This is a genomic window from Paracoccus sp. N5, from assembly GCF_000371965.1.
Taxonomy (GTDB): Bacteria; Pseudomonadota; Alphaproteobacteria; order Rhodobacterales; family Rhodobacteraceae; genus Paracoccus.
The window spans coordinates 492,400-511,201 of record NZ_AQUO01000001.1 but is presented as its reverse complement, the minus strand read 5'-3'; the positions used below and the strand labels follow the sequence as shown (position 1 = coordinate 511,201).

Annotated in this window: 21 protein-coding genes; 9 read left to right on the top strand and 12 right to left on the bottom strand. The window is 68.7% G+C overall.

What is annotated here, in order from left to right; genetic code table 11:
* Positions 1-15: 15 nt before the first annotated feature.
* From PARN5_RS0102540 to PARN5_RS0102510, 6 genes are all read left to right on the top strand, one after another.
* The gene (locus PARN5_RS0102540; RefSeq protein WP_017998229.1) at positions 16-1,305 is read left to right on the top strand and encodes an EAL domain-containing protein; all 1,290 of its coding nucleotides are present in this window, start codon (positions 16-18) and stop codon (positions 1,303-1,305) included.
* Positions 1,306-2,260: 955 nt separating this feature from the next.
* Positions 2,261-4,180 carry a membrane protein insertase YidC gene (gene yidC / locus PARN5_RS0102530; protein WP_017998227.1) on the top strand — a complete coding sequence of 640 codons (1,920 nt, stop codon included), beginning with the start codon at positions 2,261-2,263 and terminating at the stop codon, positions 4,178-4,180.
* On the top strand, positions 4,177-4,941 hold the full coding sequence (locus tag PARN5_RS0102525; RefSeq protein ID WP_017998226.1) for an MOSC domain-containing protein: 765 nt from the start codon (positions 4,177-4,179) through the stop codon (positions 4,939-4,941). The genes yidC and PARN5_RS0102525 overlap by 4 nt, the downstream gene beginning before the upstream one ends.
* Positions 4,938-5,588 (top strand): ribosome biogenesis GTP-binding protein YihA/YsxC, encoded by a 651-nt coding sequence (yihA, locus tag PARN5_RS0102520; protein ID WP_017998225.1) that lies wholly within the window; start codon positions 4,938-4,940, stop codon positions 5,586-5,588. Before PARN5_RS0102525 ends, yihA begins: the two co-directional genes overlap by 4 nt.
* Positions 5,589-5,662: 74 nt before the next feature.
* Complete coding sequence (gene argB / locus PARN5_RS0102515; RefSeq protein WP_017998224.1) at positions 5,663-6,562, top strand: acetylglutamate kinase; 900 nt, start codon at positions 5,663-5,665, stop codon at positions 6,560-6,562.
* A 100-nt stretch (positions 6,563-6,662) separates the two neighbouring features.
* Positions 6,663-7,181 carry a histidine phosphatase family protein gene (locus PARN5_RS0102510; protein WP_017998223.1) on the top strand — a complete coding sequence of 173 codons (519 nt, stop codon included), beginning with the start codon at positions 6,663-6,665 and terminating at the stop codon, positions 7,179-7,181.
* A gap of 96 nt (positions 7,182-7,277) precedes the next feature.
* Here the strand turns inward: PARN5_RS0102510 and PARN5_RS0102505 are convergent, their stop codons facing one another.
* The 9 genes from PARN5_RS0102505 to PARN5_RS0102465 are packed head-to-tail and all read right to left on the bottom strand — an operon-like array spanning position 7,278 to position 11,915.
* A complete protein-coding gene (locus PARN5_RS0102505) occupies positions 7,278-7,847 on the bottom strand; it encodes a hypothetical protein (RefSeq protein WP_157403905.1) in 570 nt (189 codons plus the stop codon).
* 11 nt (positions 7,848-7,858) lie between these two features.
* Positions 7,859-8,611: a flagellar basal body L-ring protein FlgH gene (gene flgH, locus PARN5_RS0102500; protein WP_017998221.1), complete on the bottom strand. Its 753-nt coding sequence runs from the start codon at positions 8,609-8,611 to the stop codon at positions 7,859-7,861.
* A gap of 11 nt (positions 8,612-8,622) precedes the next feature.
* A complete protein-coding gene (gene flgA / locus PARN5_RS0102495; RefSeq protein ID WP_017998220.1) occupies positions 8,623-9,039 on the bottom strand; it encodes a flagellar basal body P-ring formation chaperone FlgA in 417 nt (138 codons plus the stop codon).
* A complete protein-coding gene (flgG, locus tag PARN5_RS0102490; protein ID WP_026155124.1) occupies positions 9,039-9,824 on the bottom strand; it encodes a flagellar basal-body rod protein FlgG in 786 nt (261 codons plus the stop codon). Before flgG ends, flgA begins: the two co-directional genes overlap by 1 nt.
* An 11-nt stretch (positions 9,825-9,835) precedes the next feature.
* The gene (locus PARN5_RS0102485) at positions 9,836-10,552 is read right to left on the bottom strand and encodes a flagellar hook-basal body complex protein (protein WP_017998218.1); all 717 of its coding nucleotides are present in this window, start codon (positions 10,550-10,552) and stop codon (positions 9,836-9,838) included.
* 3 nt (positions 10,553-10,555) lie between these two features.
* Positions 10,556-10,822: a flagellar biosynthetic protein FliQ gene (locus PARN5_RS0102480; protein ID WP_017998217.1), complete on the bottom strand. Its 267-nt coding sequence runs from the start codon at positions 10,820-10,822 to the stop codon at positions 10,556-10,558.
* Positions 10,823-10,831: 9 nt separating this feature from the next.
* On the bottom strand, positions 10,832-11,110 hold the full coding sequence (locus tag PARN5_RS0102475; protein ID WP_017998216.1) for a flagellar hook-basal body complex protein FliE: 279 nt from the start codon (positions 11,108-11,110) through the stop codon (positions 10,832-10,834).
* 11 nt (positions 11,111-11,121) lie between these two features.
* Positions 11,122-11,514, bottom strand: coding sequence for a flagellar basal body rod protein FlgC (flgC, locus tag PARN5_RS0102470; protein ID WP_017998215.1), 393 nt, complete (start codon positions 11,512-11,514; stop codon positions 11,122-11,124).
* 11 nt (positions 11,515-11,525) lie between these two features.
* Positions 11,526-11,915: a FlgB family protein gene (locus PARN5_RS0102465; RefSeq protein ID WP_017998214.1), complete on the bottom strand. Its 390-nt coding sequence runs from the start codon at positions 11,913-11,915 to the stop codon at positions 11,526-11,528.
* 108 nt (positions 11,916-12,023) lie between these two features.
* On the opposite strand from PARN5_RS0102465, the gene PARN5_RS0102460 reads away from it, so the two are divergent.
* Entirely contained in the window at positions 12,024-13,340 is a 1,317-nt protein-coding gene (locus PARN5_RS0102460) for a FliI/YscN family ATPase (RefSeq protein ID WP_017998213.1), read from the top strand.
* 124 nt (positions 13,341-13,464) lie between these two features.
* Entirely contained in the window at positions 13,465-14,196 is a 732-nt protein-coding gene (locus PARN5_RS0102455) for a Crp/Fnr family transcriptional regulator (RefSeq protein ID WP_017998212.1), read from the top strand.
* On the opposite strand, the gene PARN5_RS0102450 is transcribed toward PARN5_RS0102455, so the two are convergent.
* From PARN5_RS0102450 to PARN5_RS0102440, 3 genes are all read right to left on the bottom strand, one after another.
* A complete protein-coding gene (locus tag PARN5_RS0102450; RefSeq protein WP_017998211.1) occupies positions 14,197-15,015 on the bottom strand; it encodes an extensin family protein in 819 nt (272 codons plus the stop codon). It abuts the gene before it with no gap.
* Position 15,016: 1 nt separating this feature from the next.
* Complete coding sequence (locus PARN5_RS0102445) at positions 15,017-16,462, bottom strand: L,D-transpeptidase (RefSeq protein ID WP_017998210.1); 1,446 nt, start codon at positions 16,460-16,462, stop codon at positions 15,017-15,019.
* A gap of 104 nt (positions 16,463-16,566) precedes the next feature.
* Entirely contained in the window at positions 16,567-17,316 is a 750-nt protein-coding gene (locus PARN5_RS0102440) for a GntR family transcriptional regulator (protein WP_017998209.1), read from the bottom strand.
* 250 nt (positions 17,317-17,566) lie between these two features.
* Between PARN5_RS0102440 and PARN5_RS0102435 the strand changes: the two genes are divergently transcribed.
* Positions 17,567-18,757 carry an MFS transporter gene (locus PARN5_RS0102435; RefSeq protein WP_232419280.1) on the top strand — a complete coding sequence of 397 codons (1,191 nt, stop codon included), beginning with the start codon at positions 17,567-17,569 and terminating at the stop codon, positions 18,755-18,757.
* Positions 18,758-18,802: the final 45 nt, after the last annotated feature.

Genomic DNA, 18,802 nt, shown 5'->3' with positions numbered 1-18,802 from the left:
ATTCGGGACTGGCGAATGGCTTACGGAATCGGGGCGGCGGCGGCGCGTCTGGCACGGTTGGTCAAGGGCGAGGGCGGGACACCGCATCGGACCCGGCTGGCCCTGGTGCTGCGGCTCGAGAATGTCGATACGCTGCGCGGCGGCCTTGGCCCGCAGGTCATGGAGCAACTGCTGGACCAGCTGACCCGCCGGCTGGTGGCCGAGATGCGGCTGCTGCCGCAGCTGCGCAGCCCCGGCTCGGCCGAGGTGCTGGGCCTGTTCGCCATCGGTCGCCAGCAGGCCGTGCCCGGGCTTCTGGCCCGGTTGCAGGCGATCTGCGGCCGGGGGGTCGAACTGCCCGACCTGCGCATCTGCCCGGTGGTGAATGCGGTCATCGTCGGTGACGAGACCGGCGAGGCCGATCCGGCGGCGCTTTACGCCCATGGCCGCGCGGCGTTGCAGGGCTGCGACCCGCTGTCGCCGGCCGGCCAGCTGCGGTTCGTCGAGATGCCGGTGCCGGGCGCCGAGCCCGCGCCACCCTCCGCGCCGGCGCTGACGCTGGACCGCATCGGCCTGCTGTTCCAGCCGCAGATCTGCTGCGACACCGGCGCGGTGCTGGGGCTGCGCGTGCTGACGCGGCTGCGCATGGACAATGCGGAAAGCCGCGACCTCGACGAGATCGAGCCCCGGCTCGACGACGAGACACTGAGCCATGTCGCGACCCATGTCCTGCGCCAGGCGCTGGATTGCCTGAAGGGCTGGGACCGCATGGGCGCGGGGGTGCCGCGCCTGACGCTGCCGTTTTCGGACCGGATGCTGGCCGATCCGCTGCTGGCCGACTCGATCCTGTGGGAGCTGGACCGCCACGACCTGTTGCCCGGCCGGCTGGAAATCGAGCTTTGCGAACCGATCGGCCGCAGCGGCGGCCGGGTGCCGGTGACGGCCTGCCTGCACCGGCTGGCAGCGGCGGGCTGCGCGCTGGCGCTGGGGGAGTTCGGCACCGGCAGCGCCGGTCTTGGCGACCTGCGCCGCTTCGGTGTCGGCCGCGTTCGCATCGGCCGCGAATTCGTCGCCGATTGCGACCGCCGCGCCGACCAGCAGCGCATGATCCTGGCCATCCTGGCCCTGGCCGAGCATCTGCGGCTGGCGACCCTGGCCGACGGGGTGGCGACGCAGGACGAGAAGGCCTTCCTGGCCCAGATCGGCTTTGCCGCCGTGCAGGGACCGGCGGTGGCGCCGCCGATGCCGGCAGCTGAGGTCGATGATTTCCTGCTGGAGCACGGCCGCTCGCTGCCGCTGGCCTTCGACCTGCGCCGCAGGGGCTGAATGCCTCTTTTCGTCGCGTTGCTCCGGCCCGCTCAGGTCGGCACGCCAGCCGGAGCGTTTGCCTGCCGCGCCGGCCCGAAGTTCGGCCGTTCGGGCCGATTCGATCATCGCCTGCAGCCACCGGCTCAGGGGCGGATCTTTCCTGTAACCCCGGAATACGCTGCGGGATCAGCCGGGACGCGCAGATCTCGCTGCTTGGGGTGCAGCAGAAAAGTCCCTGTGCCTCAAGGAAGGTGGTCATGCTCGTTGACCAAAGAGTCACGCTCCCTCGCATCTTTTCCTGCGTGCCGCTGCCGACCAGCGGTGGCAGGCGCTCTCTCGCCGGCCTCGGCCGCCGGGACCCCCACCTCTGCGCCGCCGCGCTCGTTCAGTCGATCCGGCGTCGCGATCCGATGCACGCGATCCGGGCCGGAGTTGACCTCCTATCGCCATGCGGTCAGGTGCCGTCCGCTGGATTTGCCGATGGCTCGCGTTCCGGTGCATCTTTCTTGCGCGTGCCGCGGATCGAGCATCCGGCGGCAAACGCTCTCGCCGGCTTCGCCCCCACCTTCCGCGTTGCCATGCTCGCTTGAGCGATCCGATGAACGCGACCCGGGCCGGAGTGGCCCCCTATCGCCATGCGGTCGGGGCCGTCCGCTGGATCTGCGGATGGGTCGCGTTCCGATGCATCTTTCTTGCGCGTGCCGCGCCTTGGAGCATCCGGCGGCAAGTGCTCTCGCCGGCTTCGCCCCACCTTCCGCGTTGCCACGCTCGCTCAGCCGGTCCGGCGTCCCATCCGACGCAAGCGATCCAGGCCAAGGCCGACCCTGTCGCGTGCGTCCGGGCGCCGCCCGCGGGCTCTGCCCAAGGGCCGCGTTCCGGCGGTTTCGGGCAAATTCCCTTGACCTTTGCCGGTCGCTTCTGTTGAAGCGGCCCGAACCCTCTGGCTGGGGTCAAGACGAAGGGCTGGTCCGGAATGCAAGACAACAATCGCAACCTCATCCTGGCGATGGTGCTTTCGGCCCTCGTCATGCTCGTCTGGTCGATCTTTTTCGCCCCCGAGCCCGCGCCCCCGGCGCAGGAGCCGGCGCAAAGCTCGGCCCAGAGCGGTGCGGCCCAGGATGGCGCGGCGCAGCCCGGCGCCCCGGCCGCGCCGGCCGGCAGCACCCAAGGCGCCGCCCCGGCGCTGGCCGCCGACGCGGCCAGCAGCGATCCCTCGGCCCAGGCCCAGCGGCTCAGGATCGAATCCCCCTCGCTCGCCGGCTCGATCTCGCTGGCCGGGGGCCGGATCGACGATCTGGAGCTGACCGGCTATCACGAGACGCTGGACCCGAATTCCCCCTTCGTCCGGCTGCTGTCGCCCACGACCATGCCCGCGCTGAAGGCCGAGGGCAGCCCGGTCGCCCCCGGCGGCGACCTGCAACCGGCGGTGCAGAAGCCCTATTACGCGGTCTATGGCTGGATGCCCGGCCCCGGTACCGACCCCGCCTTGGTGCCCGGACCGGCGACGCTGTGGCAGGTCGAAAGCGGCACCACCCTGGCGCCGGGCCGGCCGGTCACGCTGGCTTGGGACAATGGCGCCGGGCAGATCTTCCGCCGCGTCTATGAGCTTGACGACAAGTTCCTGTTCACCGTGACCCAATCGGTCGAGAACACCGGCACCGCGCCCTTCGCCGCCGCGCCCTATGGCATTCTCGCCCGCCACGGCAAGCCCGACACCCAGAACTTCTTCGTCCTGCACGAGGGCGTCGTCGGCATGACCGACGGCAAGCTGCTCGAAGAGAAATACAAGAACCTGCCCGACCTGGCGCCCATGGCCGGCGAAGGCCCGGCGCAGCTGATCGAGGTCCAGGAGAACGGCTGGGTCGGCTTCACCGACAAATACTGGATGACCACGCTGGCGCCCGCGCCGGGCAACGCCTTCACCGCCGTGGTGAAATACGCCCCCGGCGCCGACATCTACCAGACCGAGACCCGGATGCCGATGCAGACCGTGGCACCGGGCGCGACCGGCACCTCGTCCAGCTATCTCTTCGCCGGCGCCAAGGTCTGGGAGACGATCAACGGCTACCAGCAGGCCCCCGGCATCGACCGTTTCGTCGATTCCATCGACTGGGGCTGGTTCTATTTCCTGACCAAGCCGATCTTCCGCCTGCTGCACTGGCTGCACGGCTTCATCGGCAACATGGGCTGGTCGATCATCGGCCTGACGTTCATCCTCAAGCTGCTGGTCTTTCCGCTGGCGCGCAAATCCTACATCTCGATGGCCAAGATGAAGGAGCTGCAGCCGCAGATGGAGGCGTTGAAAGAGCGCACCGGCGACGACCGGATGAAATACCAGAAAGAGGTGATGGAGCTCTACAAGCGCGAGAAGGTGAACCCCGCCGCGGGCTGTTTGCCGGTGCTGTTGCAGATCCCGATCTTCTTCTCGCTCTACAAGGTGATCTTCGTCACCATCGAGCTGCGGCACGCGCCCTGGCTGGGCTGGATCCGCGACCTGTCGGCGCCGGACCCGTCCAGCCTGTGGAACCTGTTCGGCCTTCTGCCCTGGGCGACGCCGGGCCAGGGCAGCTTCCTGCACAGCTTCACCCTGCCGGCGCTGGCCATCGTGCTGGGCATCTCGATGTGGATGCAGCAGCGGCTGAACCCGGCCCCGGCCGATCCGGCGCAGAAGATGATCTTCGCCTGGATGCCCTGGATCTTCATGTTCATGCTGGGCGGCTTCGCCTCGGGCCTGGTGCTGTACTGGATCACCAACAACACCATCACCATCATCCAGCAGTACACGATCATGTCGATGCACGGCCACCGGCCCGACCTGTTCGGCAACATCCGCTCCAGCCTGCCCGCGCGCGGCAAGGCCGAGGCCAAGCCCAAGGAAAAAGGCGGCAAATGATCGCCCGCATCGCCCGGATCCGGCGTCACCCGATCAAGTCGATCGGCGGCGAGGACATCGCCCGCACCCGTCTGGATGCAGCGCGGCGCCTGCCGGGCGATCGGCTCTGGGCGCTGCTGACCGAGGGCGGCGAACGCCACGCCGGCGGGGGCGCACGCCCCGAACGCTGGCTGCCGAAGTCCTGCTTCCTGCGCGGCGCGGCCGCTGCCGGGCTGCAGGCGGTGCAGGGTGGCTGGGGCGAGGGCGCGCCGGGCGGACCGATCCGCCTGCGCCATCCCGACCTGCCCGACCTGGCCTTCGACCCGGAAACCGAGGGCCAGCGGCTGGTGGACTGGATCCGTCCGCTCTGGCCCGGGGACAGGCCGTCGCCGACCCGGCTGGTGCAGGGCCCGACCGGCTGGACCGATGTCAGCCAGCCCTGGATCTCGATCCTGTCGCTCTCGAGCCTGGCCGACCTGGAATCGCGGCTGGGCCAGCCGCTGGGCGTCGAGCGCTGGCGCGCGAACCTGTGGCTCGACGGCTGGGCGCCTTACGCCGAACGCGAGCTGATCGGCCATGTCCTGACCGTCGGCGGCCTGGAGCTGCGGGTGACCGAGACCATCGGCCGCTGCGCCGCGACCAGCGCCGACACGGCCACCGGCCGGATCGACCTGGACATGCCCGAGGCGCTGGCCGCGCAGTTCGGCCATTCCGATTTCGGCATCTATGCCGAGGTGGTCACCGGCGGCGAGATCGCCCTGGGCGATGAGGTGCGCGCATGAAGGTCGCCTTTCCCGTCGCCCCCGAGCCCGATCCCGAGGTGGCCGAGGCCGCCCGCAAGCTGTTCGCCGGCCCGGTCGATTTCCTCAAGGGCGTCGTCGCCATGGACGGATTGCCGCCCGCCGACCGGCCCGAGGTCTGCTTCGCTGGCCGCTCGAATGTCGGAAAATCCAGCCTGATCAACGCCCTGACCGGGCGAAACGGCCTGGCACGCGCCTCGAACACCCCGGGACGCACGCAGGAAATCAACTATTTCACCCTGGGCGATCAGGCCTATCTGGTCGACCTGCCGGGCTATGGCTTCGCCAAGGCGCCGGTCGCGGTGGTGGCGAAATGGCAGGCGCTGCTGAAAGCCTATCTCTCGGGCCGGCCGACGCTGCGCCGCGCCTTCGCGCTGATCGATTCGCGCCATGGCGTGAAGGATGTCGATCACGAGATCATGAAGCTGCTCGACCGCTCGGCCGTGCCCTTCCAGGTGGTGCTGACCAAGGGCGACAAGATCGGCCCGCAGGCCATGCAGGCCACCGTCGCCCAGGTGCAGGAAGCGCTGCAGAAGCATCCGGCCGCCTATCCCGAGCTTGTGATCACAAGTTCGGACAAGGGGCAGGGCATCGCCACGCTGCGCAGCATCATCGCCGGTCTGGACTAGCGGTCTGGACGGGGCGGCGCCGGCGCCCTAGGCTGCGCCCGACGAACAGGGGCCTTTGGATGAGAACGCAGAACATGAACCGTGACTGGATCGCCACCGCCCGCACCCTTTCGGAAGCGCTGCCCTATATGCAGCGCTATTCTGGCGCGGTGGTGGTGGTGAAATTCGGCGGCAATGCCATGGGCGACGACGAGGCCATGGCCGAATTCGCCCGCGACATGGTGCTGATGAAACAGGTGGGCATCCATCCGGTCGTCTGCCACGGCGGCGGCCCGATGATCAACGAGCTGCTCAAGAAGCTGGGCATCGAGAGCCATTTCGTGCGCGGCAAGCGCGTCACCACCCGCGAGACGGTCGAGGTGGTCGAGATGGTGCTGTCGGGCCTCGTGAACAAGCGCATCGTGCAGGCGATCAACGACGCCGGCGGCCGCGCGGTCGGCATCTCGGGCAAGGACGACGACCTGATGGTCTGCGAGCCGGACGACCCCGAGCTGGGCTTCGTCGGCCGCCCGGTCGAGATGAACGTGCAGATCATCCGCGACCTCTACAACGCCGGGCTGATCCCGGTCATCGCCCCGGTGGCGACCGGGATGGAGGATAACGAGACCTTCAACGTCAACGGCGACACCGCCGCCGGCGCCATCGCCGGCGCCCTGAAGGCCGACCGGCTGCTGCTCTTGACCGATGTCTCGGGCGTCAAGGATGCCTCGGGCGAGGTTCTGACCCAGATCCACCCCGACCAGGTCCGCGCCATGATCGCCGACGGCACCATCGCCGGCGGCATGATCCCCAAGACCGAGACGGCGCTGAAGGCGCTCGACGAGGGGGTGCGCGCCGTGGTGATCCTGGACGGGCGGGTGCCCAATGCCTCGCTTCTGGAGCTTTTCACCGAACATGGCGCCGGTTCGCTGATCCGCTCGACCGAACCGCGGGTCAAGCCCCGCGGCTTGCGTCAGGGCGACAGCGAACTCTAGGCGCGGGCGGGCCAAGAGAGTGCTTGCCGGCGCGCCGGCAGCTGTGGCAGGCTCGGGGTCCGTTGCGCAAACTTAACCGCATGGCCGAAAAGGCAATTCGATGACCCCTCTCGGACACTGTCGCCTGATCCTGACCCGGCACGCGAAATCCTCCTGGGATGATCCGGCGCAGCCGGACCACGACCGGCCGCTGAACGACCGCGGCTGCCGCTCGGCCCGCGAGCTGGGCGACTGGCTGGCCAGCCGCGGCTACGAGCCCGAGGAAGTGCTGTGCTCGACCGCCGAGCGCACGCGCGAGACCTGGTCGCGCATCGCGCTGGCGCCGCTGGAGGTGCGGCCGCATATCCGCTACGAGCCGGGGCTTTATCAGGCGACGCCCGAGAAGATGCTGGCGATCCTGCGCACGGCTTCGGCGCCGACGGTGATGATGATCGGCCACAACCCCGGCATCGCCGAATTCGCCGCCACCCTGCCGGCGCGGGCGCCGCTGGACCCGGACTTTCGCCGCTATCCGACCGCCGCGACGCTGGTGGTGGATTTCCAGATCGATGACTGGTCGCAATTGCGCCCGGGCGAGGGCAGCGTGATGGATTTCACCCGCATGGACGGCCGGCGCTAGACCGTCGGCGAAGGGCCTGCCGCCTGTTGGCGAGAGCCCGGGCAGCCTGCGGGGGGGCGGCGGCGCGCCGCGGGTGAACCGGCTTGCCACGTCCGGCTATTGTTCTTGCCGGCCGATGTCCTCGATCAGAATGCGCTGCACGTCGCTGCCGGCCGCCGCCTGGGCGGCCGCCAGAAGCGCCCCGCGCAGTCGCTGCTGCGCCGGGTCGGCGGTGAAGTTGCCGTCGAAGCCGCCGGTGTTGGCCTCGATCAGCAAGGCATTCAGCAGCGCATCGCGCAGGCGGTGTTCCTGCGCCTCGATGCGCGGGCGCGCCGAGGAGGGCATCTCGACCGTCAGTGTCAGGACCATGATCGCCGTGGGCGTGCCGTTGCGCAGGATCGGGACGAAGAACTCGCTGGGGAATTTGAACCAGTCGAGCTGGCCCTCGCCCTCGCCCTCGGCGGCCTCGCCGTGGCCGGCGTCGCCATGGCCTGCATCGGCCGCGGGCGCGTCATGGCTCTCTGCGGCGAGCTCGGGTTCGGCCTTGGCCGGCTCGGCGGTTTCATGGTTCTCGTCGCCGGCGGCCTGGGCGCTGTCGGGTTTCCTGCCGGCCTGCAGCATGTCGCCGCCGAAGGCGCCGGCGATGAAGGCCAGCAGGGGAACAAGCAAAAGAACGATCTTCTTCACGAGCGACAGCCTCAATAGGGAAGCACGATATCGGCGATCTGCTGGCCATAGCGCGGCTGCTGCACGTCGCTGATCTGGCCGCGCCCGCCATAGGAGATCCGCGCCCCGGCGATCCGGTCATACGAGATCTCGTTGCGCCGGCCGATGTCCGAGGGGCGCACGAAGCCGCTGACCGTCAGCTCGCGGATCTCGTAGTTCACCCGCACCTCTTGCGTGCCCTGGATGCGCAGGACGCCGTTCGGCAGGCGCTCGACGACCGTGGCGGCGACGCGCAGCGTCATCTTGTCCCGGCGCGAGATATTGCCGCTGCCCTTGTAGCTGGACGAGGCCTTGGCTTCGGCAAGCTCGTCCATGCTGGCGCCCTCGGGCAGGATCTTGTCGATGCGCTGCGGCAGGCCGGCCATGCCGGGAATGCTGACCTTGTCGGCCGAGCTGCGGCTGCGACCCGAGCTGTTCTGGATCTCGGCCCGGTCGTCGATCTCGATCACCACGGTCAGGATGTCGCCGCGGTTGGCGGCGCGCCGGTCCGCCACCAGCGAGTTCTGCGAGGTGGTCCACAGCGATGCGCTGCTGTCCATGCGGTCGGGCAGCTCCTGCGAGCCATAGCCCTGCGAGGTCATGGCCTGGAATTCGACGCTGCTTTCGGGCTGGGTCATGTCCGGCACCTGGCCGACCTGCGCGACCCGGCCGCAGGCCGTCAGCGAAAGGGCGATGCTGGCCGCGCCAAGCAACAGGACGGGGCGCGATGGCATGGAGGTGGTCATGGCTGGATCCTTCAGTTCTGCATGACGATCACGGTGCCGTCCGGGGCGACGCGCCCGGAAACGGTGACGCGCGATGCGCTGTTCATGACGCGGATGACCTGCCCGGCGCTGCCGGCGGACAGGGCGCGGCCCTCGGCCTCGATCCGCAGGGCAGAGCGTTCATAGGCAAGGGTGACGATCTGGTTGCGGTCGACCAGGGTCGGGGCGGACAGCTGCGAGGGGTCGATCCTGCGCCCCTGATAGACCATCGCCCGCAATTGCAGGCCGACCACCTGCGAGACATCCGGCGCGATGCCCTCGGCCTCGGTCGAAAGCGTGACATCCTCGGCCGAGATCACCGTGCCGGCGGGCAGGGTGCGGGTCGCGAGCAGCGCGCCGGCAAGGCCGGGCTGCGGCAGGGCCAGAAGCAACAGGGCAAGGTATCGCATCACCGCACCTGCACCGTGGTGCCCAGCATCTGGTCGGCGGCGGTGATGACCTTGGAGTTCAGCTCGTAACCACGCTGCGCCTTGATCAGCTCGGCGATCTCGCGCACCGGATCCACGGCGCTTTCCTCCAGGAAGCCGCCGCGCAGCGTGCCAAGCCCCTCTTGCCCCGGCGTGGCGACGCGCGGCGGACCCGAGGCGACGGTTTCCAGGAACAGGTTCGAGCCGCTGGCCTCGAGACCCTTTTCGTTGATGAAGCTCGCCAGGGTGATCTGGCCCAGGTTCTCGGGTTCGACGCGGTCGTCGAAATAGGCGAAGACCTCGCCATTGGTGTTGATCGAGATGCTGCGCGCATCCTCGGGGATGGTGATGTCGGGGACCAGCGGATAGCCCTCGGAGGTCACGACCTGGCCTTCGGCCGAGCGTTTCAGGCTGCCGTCGCGGGTATAGGCCGAGATGCCCGAGGGCAGCGTCACCTCGAGATAGCCGGTGCCGTCCACGGCCACGTCCAGGTCGCCATTGGTCTGGCTCAGCGGACCCTGGCCCAGCATCACCGTGACGCTGGCCGGGCGCACGCCCAGGCCCAGCTGCACCCCGGCCGGGACCATGGCGCCATTGGTGGCGGTCAGGGTGCCGGGGCGGGTGGCCTGCTGGTATTGCAGGTCGGCGAATTCCGCCCGGCGCGGGTTGTAGCCGGTCGTCGACATATTCGCGAGGTTGTTCGAGATGACCTCGACGCGCATCTGCTGCGCGCTCATCCCGGTTGCCGCGATCTGAAGTGCTCTCATGGTCTGTCCTTTCAGCGGGTCAGCGAGGTGATGGTCAGGCGGATGCGCTGGTCTTCCTGGTCGAGGAAGCTCTGGCCCAGCTCATAGGCGCGCTGGACCTCGATCATGCGCGACAGCTCCAGCACCGGATCGACGTTGGAATCCTCGAGGAAGCCCTGGCGCAGCCTGGCTTCCTCCAGCGGCTCGACGGCGCCGCCGGGGTCGAAGAGCGTGCCGGCCTCGTGCTGCAGCTTCGCGGGGTCGGGGCTGGCGAAGATGCCGACGCGGCCGACCGGGTTGCCGTCGGCCGAGACGGTGCCGTCCGTGCCGATGCCGACGCTGCGCACCCCGGCCGGGATCACGATCGGCGCCTGGCCGTCGTCCAGCAGCTGGTAGCCGTCGCCGTTCACCAGCTCGCCCTCGGCATTGGTCATGAAGGCGCCGGCCCGGGTCAGGCGGTTGCCCTGCGGCGTCTGCACCATCAGGAAGCCGTCGCCCTCCAATGCCAGGTCGTATTGGCCGTTGGTCTGGGTCATGCCGCCCGGGCGCAGGTCGACCATGCGGCCGCGGCCATTGGCCATGGCCAGGGTCTCGCCCTGCCGGTCCAGCGGCACCATGTATTCCGAGAACACCACGCCCTCGCGCCGGAAGCCGGTGGTGTTGGCATTGGCGATGTTGTTGGCCACGCTGCGCATTTCGCGCATCAGGCCGGACTGGCGGGTCAGGGCGGCATAGATCGCGTTGTCCATGGCCTATGACCCCGCGATCTGCGGCAGGATCTGGTCGGTGAAGAAGCTCGCCAGGGTTGCCGTCATGAAGCTCATGCTGACCCAGAACACCACCAGCATCAGCCCGATCTTCGGCACGAAGGTCAGCGTCATCTCCTGGATCGAGGTCAGCGCCTGGAACAGGCCGATCACCACCCCGGCGACCAGCGCCACGATCAGCAGGGGCGCCGACATGCGCACCGCGATCCACAGCGCCTGCCGGGTCAGGTCGAAGATCAGGTTCTCGTCCATCGCTCGACCTCAGACCGGCATCCGCAGGATTTCCTGGTAGGCCTCGACCACCTTGTCGCGGATGGCGACCACTGTTTCCAGCGCGATCTCGGCCTGGGCGATGCTTTGCACCAGCTCATGCGTGTCGGTCTTGCCGGTCATGGTGCCGGTGGCGGCGATGTCCACCTGATCCATGACCTTGGCGAAATCCGCGGCGGCATTGGTCACGCCCTGCGGCAGGCCCTCGGCCGGGGCCACGGCATTGCGGGCGCGGTCATAGGCGGTGGCGGCAATTGTCGAAGAAATCATGGCGATACCCCTTAACGGCGGATCAGATCCAGCAGCGAGCTGCCCATCTGCCGGGATTGTTCAAAGACACGAAGGTTGGCCTCATAGCTGCGGCTGGCCTCCTTGGAATCGGCGATCTCGACCACCAGGTCGACGTTCGAGCCGGCGTAATAGCCTTCGTCATTGGCCATCGGATGTGCGGGATCATAGATCTCGGGCAGGTCGCGCCGGTCCAGCCGCGTCGGGCCCGGGGCCACGGCGCCGGTCGGACGGCCGAAATCCATCTGCTCCTGGAAGGCCACCGTCTTGCGGCGATAGCCGGGCGTGTCGGCATTGGCGATGTTTTCCGAGATATGGCGCAGCCGCACGGATTGCGATTTCATCCCCGAGACGGCCAGTTCGACGGCGGAAAGCGGTTCGGTCATCGCTCGTCCCCCTAGCCGCGCCGGCCGATGCTGGTGCGCAAGAGCGACAGCGAGGATTTCGTCACCGCCAGCGAGATGTCGAATTCCCGCTTGGCCGCGGCGCTGCGGAACATCTCGTCCTCGATCGAGACGGTATTGCCGTTCGGCGCCGGCTCGCCGCCGGCGTCCAGCGCCCGCTCGGCGCCGCTGCCCCAGCTGACCCCGGTGACATGGCCCGGACGCGAGGCGCGCATTTCGGCCGCGGGCTGCGAGCGATAGGTTTCGGCGAATCCGGCCAGATCGCGCGAGCGAAAGCCGGGCGTGTCCGCATTGGCCACGTTCCGGGCGATCAGCTTCTGCCGTTCCGCCGCATGTGCGGTCAGCGCGCCGGCCATCCGCAGGGTTTCGATCCGGTCAAACATCGAGGCATCTCCTCTGTTCCGATAAACCCGGTCTTAACCCCAATAGGTTTAGAAACCCTTTCGAGGCGCAGGCCCTGCGCGAAAAAAGCGGAGCTCGGAATGGATAAAATGCAGGCCATCGCGGCGCGGATGCGCGGGCTGGGCATGACGCGGCATTACGGCCAGGTCAGCGCCATCCAGGGCGGGGTGATCCTGGCGGTCGGGCTGAACAGCCATGCGTCCCTTGGGGATCGCGCCGTGTTTTCAAGGCGTTCCGGGGACAACCTCAGCGGCGAGATCGTGGCCCTGCACAGCGATCAGGCGGCGATCCTGCCCGAGGGGCCGATGGACGGGCTGTCGATCGGCGCCCGGGTCGAGCTGGTCTTTGCGCCCTCGCTGGCGCCGGCGAATTCCTGGATCGGGCGAATCATCGACCCCTTCGGCCAGCCGCTGGACGGTCGCCCCATCCTGGCCGGGGGCGAGGAGCGCGGCTTTAGACCGGCCCCGCCGCCCGCCGCCTCGCGCAACCGGCTGGGCGGACGGCTGGACACCGGGCTTGCGGTCTTCGACACCATCCTGCCCCTGGTCCGCGGCCAGCGCATGGGGCTGTTCGCGGGCTCGGGCGTCGGGAAATCGACGCTGCTTTCGGCCTTGGCCAAGGGGGTCTCCGCCGATGTGGTGGTGATCGCGCTGGTGGGCGAGCGCGGCCGCGAGCTGCGCGAATTCGTCGAGGAAACCCTGGGCGAGGAGGGCATGGCGCGCGCCGTCGTCGTCGCCGCGACATCGGACCAGTCGCCGCTGATGCGCCGGCGCTGCGCCTGGGCCGCGATGACCGTGGCCGAGCATTTCCGCGACCAGGGCCGGCATGTGCTGTTCCTGGCCGATTCAATCACCCGCTTCGCCGAGGCGCATCGCGAGATCGCGCTCGCCGCCGGCGAAAGCCCCAGCTACCGCGGCTTTCCGCCCTCGGTCTCGCAGCTGATCATGGCGCTGGCGGAACGCTCGGGGCCCGGGCCGCAGGGGGCGGGCGACATCACCGCGATCTTCAGCGTGCTGGTCGCCGGCTCGGACATGGAAGAGCCGGTGGCCGACATCCTGCGCGGCACGCTGGACGGCCATGTCGTGCTGGACCGCGCCATTGCCGAGCGCGGGCGCTATCCGGCGGTCGATGTGCTGCGCTCGGTCTCGCGCTCGCTGCCGCAGGCGGCCAGCGCGCCGGAAAACCTGCTGATCGCGCGGGCCCGGGCGCTGCTGGGCACCTATGCCGAATCCGAGCTGATGATTCGCGCCGGGCTTTATTCGCAGGGCTCGGATGCGCGGCTGGACGAGGCGGTGCGGCTTTATCCGGCGCTGGAGCAGTTCTTCACCCGGCAAAGCCCCCATGCCCGGCAAAGTTTCGCGCTTCTGGCCGAGGCGCTGGGCGCCGCGCCGGCAAGGGCGGCCTGATCGCCGGGAAGTCTATGAATCCCGCGGATTTATGGCAAGATTGATGAAAGTTAATCCGGCTTTCCGGGTCATTGCACGCCCCGGGCAGAGTTGACAATCTCCCGCGGACTTCCCGAGGAGCATCATGGCCATAACCGAGTATTTCGTTCGCTATCTGCAACGACGGGATCTGCTGTCCGCCGGCGACATCGACCGCCTGCGCGCGGTGCGCACCTGCCATGTCGCCTTTCGTTCCGGCGAGGTCATCGTGCCGCGCGGCCGGCTGGCCAGCCGCAGCTGCATGATGCTGCGCGGCATGTCGGCGCGCCAGCATCCCATCGTCGGGCGCCCGGCCGAGCGGGCGATCACGGCCCTGCATGTCCCCGGCGATTTCGTCGACCTGCACGGCTTCGTGCTGGCGGGACTGGAGCATGACGTGGTCGCCGTGGGCGAGGCCGAGGTCGAATTCGTCGATCATGACGAGCTGCGCGAGATCACCGCCAATTTCCCGCATCTGACCCGGCTGCTGTGGATGTCGACGGCGATCGACGCCTCGATCCACCGGCAATGGCTGGTGGCGGCGGCCTCGCTGCGCTCCAGCGCGCATCTGGCGCATCTGCTGTGCGAGCTCTACACCCGGCTGGCCAGCGTCGGCGCGGCCCAGGGCTATCGTTTCACCCTGCCGCTGCTGCAAAAGGAGCTGGCGGATATCCTGGGCTATACGCCGATCCATGTGAACCGCGCGGTGCGCGACCTGCGCGCCGGCGGGCTAATCCGCTGGCAGGGCAGCGAGGTCGAGATCCTGGACTGGCAGGGGTTGGCCCGCCTGGCGCGCTTCAACCCGGAATATCTGGAACTGGACCGGGTGCGGCGCTGATCACTGGCACAGCCGCCAGCCGCCGCGCCGCGCCTTGATGTCCAGGTGCAGGTGGTTGTCATGCGCCGCATTGGCACCCGGCCCCAGCACGGTGGTGAAATAGAGGCAGGCCGCGCCGCGCACGGCGCGCTGGAAGGCCTCGGCCAGGTCGCCCTGGTCCTCGCGCGGCTCGATGGCGATGCGGCTGCCGTCCTCGAAGCGGAAGGCGGCGATGTCGAAGGCATTGCCGAAGGCGTGCTCCGACAGGTTGGCGCTGTCATTGCCGACCGTCGCCCGGCACTGATAGGTCGAGCTCGGCTCCAGCGCCACCAGCCGCGGCTGGCCCGGCAGCCGCGCCGAGGCGGGGCGCACGAAATCCCGTAGCCAATGCGCGAGTTGCCGCGCCATGTCGCAGCGCATCGGCGCGCCGCCCGGGATCTCGATGCCGGGCAGGGGCGCATGCAGCAGGATCGGCCGGTCGATGCCGCAATCGGGCTGGTCGGGGTCGGTGAGCGGCGCTTGCGGCGCATAATCCGCGCCGAGCAGGGTCAGTTCCAACAGGCAGGCGGAATGGTCGAAGTCGCTTTCCCGCAGCCTGGTATGGACCGGAGGACCGGCGGGTTCCTCGGGCTCGGGTTTCTTGGGCTCGGGCTGGTCCAGCTGTGGCTTTGGCTCCTCGGGCCTGGGCTTCTCGTCCTGCGGCTCGGGCTTTGTGGCGGGCTCGGCGGCGGGACGCGGGGCGGGGCGTTCCTCGGCTGGCGCCACGGGGCGCGGGGCAGGGGGATCCTGCGCCAGCGCCAGCCCGGGCCAGAGCAGCAGCGCCAGCAGCGGGGCGCGCATCTCAGGGCTGCGCCGTCGGGGCATAAAGCGTCACGCTGCCCGCGGGATTGCCCGGCAGGGTTTCGGGCAGCGCCACGTCCGAGGGATATTCGGGCTCGTCCATCGCGCCTGCCGGATGCGGGGTTGCCGGGACCAGGGGCTCGGTCGAGGGCACCTCGGGCGTCACCACCAGCGGTGCCGGGCTTGCGACCGTGCTGGCGACAGCCGCGGCGGTGCCGGTCGAGGCGGCCTGGGTCACGGCTCCCATCACGTTGTCCGTCACCGCGTCGGTCACCGCTTCGGCGGCCACGACCGGCGGCAGGCGGTCGCCGCGGGCCGGCGGACGGGTCGCGGCCAGCGTCACCGCCGCGGCCTGGGTCGCCGTCGCCACCGCCGAAATGCCGGTCACATCGGCGATGCTGACGCCCGGGTCCAGGAATTCCACCGTCGTCACCTTGGCCTTGACCATATGCGCCAGCTCCCACGCGTCCCAGTTGGTCAGCCGCACGCAGCCATGCGACTGGTTGACGAACAGCTGCGAGGGCGTCGCGGTTCCGTGGATGCCGTAGCTGGGCTCGGACAGGTCGATCCAGACATTGCCCACCGGGGCGTTCGGTCCCGGCGGCACGATCAGCACGCGGTCGTTCTCGCCCTGCTTGAAGTTGCGCATCGGGTTGTAGGTATAGGTCGGGTTCAGCGCCACCGCGTCGACCAGGTGATTGCCATGCGGCGAGGGCGTGTCGGACGAGCCGACCGTGGCCGGGTAATCCGCGACCATATTGCCCTTGGCGTCATAGGCGGCGACGCGGCGGGTGGCCTTGTCGACGATGATGCGGGTCACGGTGGCGCGGATCGGCTGCGCCGGCACGGTGACATGGATCGTCTCGCCGGGCTGGAACGCCGCGCCGGGGTTCATCTTGGCCAGGAATTTCTCGTCCATGTGAAAGCGCTCGGCCAGCTTTTCCAGCACGCTGGTATAGCCTTGCGAGGTCATCGCCGCCTTTTCGGCATAGTCCGAGGGGATGCGGTCGACGAGCCCGGTCGCGTCCTCCTCGGTGATGGTGTAATCCATGGTCAAGGGCGCCGCGGCATAGCCTTGCAGCAGGTCCCAGACGGCATGGTCCATGCGCCCGGTCATCGGCAGTCCGGCGCGGCGCTGGAAGGCCCTGATCGCGCTTTCGCTCATGCCGCCGCGCCAGCCGTCCACCACGCCGGGCGAGATGCCCGAGCGGTCCAGCAGGATCTGCGCCTTGACCGTCAGCGCCGACTGCCCGGCCGGCAGGTCGGTGCCGTCGAATTGCGCGGCCTCGATCTGGTCGCGGCTGATCGAGGTCAGCGCCTTGGGCTTGGGCGGTGCGGTGGGGGCGACGGCTGCGGTCTGGGCCTGCGCCGGCACGGGGCCGAGGGCCGGGAAAAGCGCGGCGGCGGCCAGCGCCAGGGACGCCAGGTTCGGGCGGGTCGGGAACATGCTCGGGTCCGGTCTGTTTGCCAGTTGTCTTGTCGTTTTGCCGGCATGTTTGGCCAAATGCGCAGGCCTTGGCAAGCAATCAGCGGTCAACTCGGCTTGATCCGTCAGATGGTCGCGGTCATCCGATGCTCTTGGGGATAATAGCTGCGGGTCAGCGAGATGGGCATGTTGTCGAGCCAGTCCATCCGCTCCATCATCAGCACCGGCGCCTCGGGCGCGAGGCCCATCGCCTCGGAGACGAAGCCCTCGGAGGCTAGGGTGGCCGCCATCGCCATGCTGCCGCGATTGACCGGGACATGGCCCAGCAGCCATTCGCAGGGGCTGAGATGTTGCAGCGCCTCGCGGGTCAGGCCCGGGGCGGCGAAATCGTTCACCCAGCGCTCCTCGCAGCAATAAAGGGCGCCATCGGCGGTGAAGCGCGAACGGATGCGCAAGAGCAGTTCCTCGCTGTGCAGCAGCATCGCCTGGGCGATGTCGGAGGGCGGGCGTTGCTGGCGATAGTCGAGCAGCGTGTAGCCATAGACCTTGCCCGCCGCCTCGATCTCGCGGCGCAGCAGGAAGCGGACCGCCTGCACGCGCGGATGGGCCGCGACCCGGGTGCCGACCTTGCGGCGCCGTTCCAGCACGCCGCTTTGCGCCAGGGCTTGCAGCGCCCGGTTGACGGTGGCGCGGGCGCAGCTGAATTCCGAGGCCAGCTCGGCCTCGGTCGGGATCAGCTCGCCCTCGGGCCAGGTGCCGTTGCGAATGCGGTTGAGCACCTCTTCCTGCACGCTCTGCCAGGTCATGTTGCGCCGCTTGCGGCCCTGTTCTTCTGCGGCGAGGGCCTGGGCCACGGGTTTGGGAAGTTCCATCATATCAATAATCGGGCCCTCTTTATCGAGGGGAGGTTGAATTGGGCACTCGATAACGGCGGCTTGCCGCGATGCCGCGATGTGCCGGTCGGGCGGAGGTGGAACCGGACACTCAAGTAAACTCGTCAGTTCAGGTTTGAGAGGAAATTCGCACTGCGGTCAAGCCCCTTCGTTCCGCGGGCTGCGGCGGCGGATGTTGACAAAGCCGGGCGCGGGCGGGACAACGCTCGGCAATGCGCAAGAGGTGATGCCCGTGTCGGAAGCGACGTCAATCCGCGGTCCCGCCATCCCGGCCACCGCCTGGACGGTGCTGATCGCGATCAGCCTGTGTCATATGGTCAATGACATCATGCAATCCATGCTGGCGGCGATCTATCCGCTGCTTCAGCAGGAGTTCACCCTGTCCTATTGGCAGATCGGGCTGATGACCTTCGCCTTCCAGGTCACGGCCTCGCTGTTGCAGCCGCTGGTGGGGATGGTGACGGACAGAAAGCCGATGCCGCGCTCGCTGTCGGTCGGCATGGCGTCCACGGTCTGCGGCGTGCTGCTGCTGGCCCTGGCGCATGAATATTGGGTGCTGCTGGCCGGGGCCATGCTGATCGGCGTCGGCTCGGCGGTGTTCCACCCCGAAAGCTCGCGCGTGGCGCGCATCGCCTCGGGCGGCCGCTTCGGCACCGCGCAATCGCTGTTCCAGCTGGGCGGGAACTTCGGCCAGGCGCTGGGCCCGCTGCTGGCGGCCTTCATCGTCGTGCCGCTGGGCCGGCCCTCGGTCGCGATCTTTTCCATCATGGCGATGATCGGCTCGGCCGCGCTCTGGCAGGTCGGCAGCTGGGCCGAGGGCCGGCGCAAGGCGGCGGGTGCGCGCGCCGTGCCGGCCTCGCCCTATTCGCGGCAGAGGGTGATAGTGGCGATCGTGGTGCTTGCGCTGCTGACCTTTACCAAGAACATCTATACCGCCAGCCTGTCGAGCTATTACACCTTCTTCCTGATCGAGAAGTTCGGGCTGAACACCCAGCAGGCGCAGCTGATGCTGTTCCTGTTCCTGGGCGGCATGGCCGGCGGCGTCATGCTGGGCGGGCTGATCGGCGACCGGGTCGGGCCGCTGAAGGTGATCTGGTTCTCGATCCTGGGCATCCTGCCCTTCACTTTGGCGCTGCCCTATGTCGGGCTGGCTGCGACCGGGGTGCTGACGGTGGTGATCGGCCTGATCCTCGCCTCGGCCTTTCCGGCCATCGTGGTCTTTGCCCAGGAGCTGGTGCCCGGGCGGACCGGCATGATCGCCGGCATCTTCTTCGGCTTCGCCTTCGGCATGGGCGGCATCGCCGCCGCCGTGCTGGGGGTGATCGCCGATGCGCGGGGCATTGAATATGTTTATAGAATCTGTGCCTACCTGCCGCTGATGGGGCTGCTTACGATCTTTCTGCCGCGGATGCGGCGGATGTGACCGCCGTGGGCGGGGGCTTTGCCCCCACACCCCCAGGATATTTCG

Bases quoted from the DNA above. Each gene is read 5' to 3' on its own strand.
- PARN5_RS0102485 (WP_017998218.1), bottom strand. From the start codon at position 10,552: ATGGACAACGCGATCTATGCCGCCCTGACCCGCCAGTCCGGCCTGATG.
- PARN5_RS0102540 (WP_017998229.1), top strand. From the start codon at position 16: ATGGCTTACGGAATCGGGGCGGCGGCGGCGCGTCTGGCACGGTTGGTC.
- PARN5_RS0102440 (WP_017998209.1), bottom strand. From the start codon at position 17,316: ATGATGGAACTTCCCAAACCCGTGGCCCAGGCCCTCGCCGCAGAAGAA.
- PARN5_RS0102525 (WP_017998226.1), top strand. From the start codon at position 4,177: ATGATCGCCCGCATCGCCCGGATCCGGCGTCACCCGATCAAGTCGATC.
- flgA (WP_017998220.1), bottom strand. From the start codon at position 9,039: ATGCGATACCTTGCCCTGTTGCTTCTGGCCCTGCCGCAGCCCGGCCTT.
- PARN5_RS0102465 (WP_017998214.1), bottom strand. From the start codon at position 11,915: ATGTTTGACCGGATCGAAACCCTGCGGATGGCCGGCGCGCTGACCGCA.
- PARN5_RS0102480 (WP_017998217.1), bottom strand. From the start codon at position 10,822: ATGGACGAGAACCTGATCTTCGACCTGACCCGGCAGGCGCTGTGGATC.
- flgC (WP_017998215.1), bottom strand. From the start codon at position 11,514: ATGACCGAACCGCTTTCCGCCGTCGAACTGGCCGTCTCGGGGATGAAA.
- yihA (WP_017998225.1), top strand. From the start codon at position 4,938: ATGAAGGTCGCCTTTCCCGTCGCCCCCGAGCCCGATCCCGAGGTGGCC.
- yidC (WP_017998227.1), top strand. From the start codon at position 2,261: ATGCAAGACAACAATCGCAACCTCATCCTGGCGATGGTGCTTTCGGCC.
- PARN5_RS0102445 (WP_017998210.1), bottom strand. From the start codon at position 16,462: ATGTTCCCGACCCGCCCGAACCTGGCGTCCCTGGCGCTGGCCGCCGCC.
- argB (WP_017998224.1), top strand. From the start codon at position 5,663: ATGAACCGTGACTGGATCGCCACCGCCCGCACCCTTTCGGAAGCGCTG.
- PARN5_RS0102450 (WP_017998211.1), bottom strand. From the start codon at position 15,015: ATGCGCGCCCCGCTGCTGGCGCTGCTGCTCTGGCCCGGGCTGGCGCTG.
- flgH (WP_017998221.1), bottom strand. From the start codon at position 8,611: ATGACCACCTCCATGCCATCGCGCCCCGTCCTGTTGCTTGGCGCGGCC.
- flgG (WP_026155124.1), bottom strand. From the start codon at position 9,824: ATGAGAGCACTTCAGATCGCGGCAACCGGGATGAGCGCGCAGCAGATG.
- PARN5_RS0102475 (WP_017998216.1), bottom strand. From the start codon at position 11,110: ATGATTTCTTCGACAATTGCCGCCACCGCCTATGACCGCGCCCGCAAT.
- PARN5_RS0102455 (WP_017998212.1), top strand. From the start codon at position 13,465: ATGGCCATAACCGAGTATTTCGTTCGCTATCTGCAACGACGGGATCTG.
- PARN5_RS0102460 (WP_017998213.1), top strand. From the start codon at position 12,024: ATGCAGGCCATCGCGGCGCGGATGCGCGGGCTGGGCATGACGCGGCAT.
- PARN5_RS0102510 (WP_017998223.1), top strand. From the start codon at position 6,663: ATGACCCCTCTCGGACACTGTCGCCTGATCCTGACCCGGCACGCGAAA.